Annotated in this window: 2 protein-coding genes; both read right to left on the bottom strand. The window is 73.0% G+C overall.

Translation table 11 applies throughout. The features are described from left to right. On the bottom strand, window positions 1–509 hold a 509-nt coding region (locus tag BKE38_RS29245; protein ID WP_278247660.1), incomplete at its 3' end, for a carboxyl transferase domain-containing protein. A gap of 14 nt (window positions 510–523) precedes the next feature. Continuing rightward, on the bottom strand, window positions 524–1,231 hold a 708-nt coding region (locus BKE38_RS29240; protein ID WP_474104355.1), incomplete at its 5' end, for an ATP-binding protein.

Here is a 1,231-nt window from a genome sequence, read left to right as displayed (position 1 = left end):
GTGTAGTGGAACAACCCGGTGCCCCCCACCCCGCCCGGCAGGTTGGCGCGGCCCGTGGTCTCGATGGTCTTGACCGAGCCGCCGCCGCCCGAGCCTTCGATGACGCGGAGGATCGGCAGGCGGAACTCATGGGCCATGCGCTCGGCCATCAGCGGCTTCTCGCGGATGGTGGCATCCGCCGAGCCGCCGCGCACGGTGAAGTCGTCGCCGACCAGCACCACCGGCCGCCCGTCCAGCCTGGCGCGGCCGAAGACGCAGTTCGACGGCGTCAGCGTCTCCAGGCTGCCATCGGCGCGGTAGTCGGCGCGGCCGGCAATGGCGCCGATCTCGTGGAAGCTGCCGGCATCGGCCAGGCGGTCGATCCGCTCGCGCACGGTCAGCCGGCCGCCATCATGCTGGCGCCTGACCTTGTCCGGGCCGCCCATCGCCTGGGCCATGGATTCGCGCGCATGGAGCTCGTCGAGCTCCGGCTGCCAGTCGCTGCTGCTCGCCGGAAGGGAGTCGGGCATGGGGGACAGGATCCTCAGGCGGCGGCGCCGGGGGACAGCAGGCTGGCCCGGGCGGTTTCCAGGAAATGCGTGTCGTGGCCGGCGGCCTGCACGGTCGGGCTGCGCAGCGCGGCGGCCAGGAAGGCGGCATTCAGCGCGACGCCGCGCGCCTCGCACTGGTCCAGCGCCGCGGCAAGCCGGCGCAGCGCCTCGGCGCGGTCCCGGCCATGGGCGATGATCTTGCCGAGCATCGGGTCGTAGAAGGGCGTCAGCCGGTCGCCCTGGCGCACGCCGCTGTCGATGCGCAGCGCCCTGCTCGCCTCGGGCAGGCGCAGCACCTCCAGCAATCCCGGCGAGGGCAGGAAATTGCGGGCGGGGTCCTCGGCGCAGAGCCGCGCCTCCACCGCATGGCCTTCCAGGCGGATGTCGTCCTGGGCGAAGGGCAGCGCCTCGCCGGCGGCAATGCGCAGCTGCCATTCGACCAGGTCGAGGCCGGTCACCATCTCGGTCACCGGATGCTCGACCTGCAGCCGGGTGTTCATCTCGATGAACCAGATCCGCGCCGGGTCCAGCGGCGCCCCGGCATCGGCCACGAATTCCACCGTGCCGGCGCCGACATAATGCACCGCCCGGGCCAGGGCGACGGCACGCCGTCCCAACTCCTCGCGCAGCGCCGCATCGACCCCGGGGGCCGGGCTTTCCTCGACCAGCTTCTGGTGGCGGCGCTGCAGCGAGCAGTCGCG

Origin of the sequence: Teichococcus deserti, from assembly GCF_001982615.1 — a bacterium.
GTDB lineage: Bacteria > Pseudomonadota > Alphaproteobacteria > Acetobacterales > Acetobacteraceae > Pseudoroseomonas > Pseudoroseomonas deserti.
Note: the sequence above shows the minus strand (reverse complement) of the source record. Positions and strands in the feature narration are given on the sequence as shown.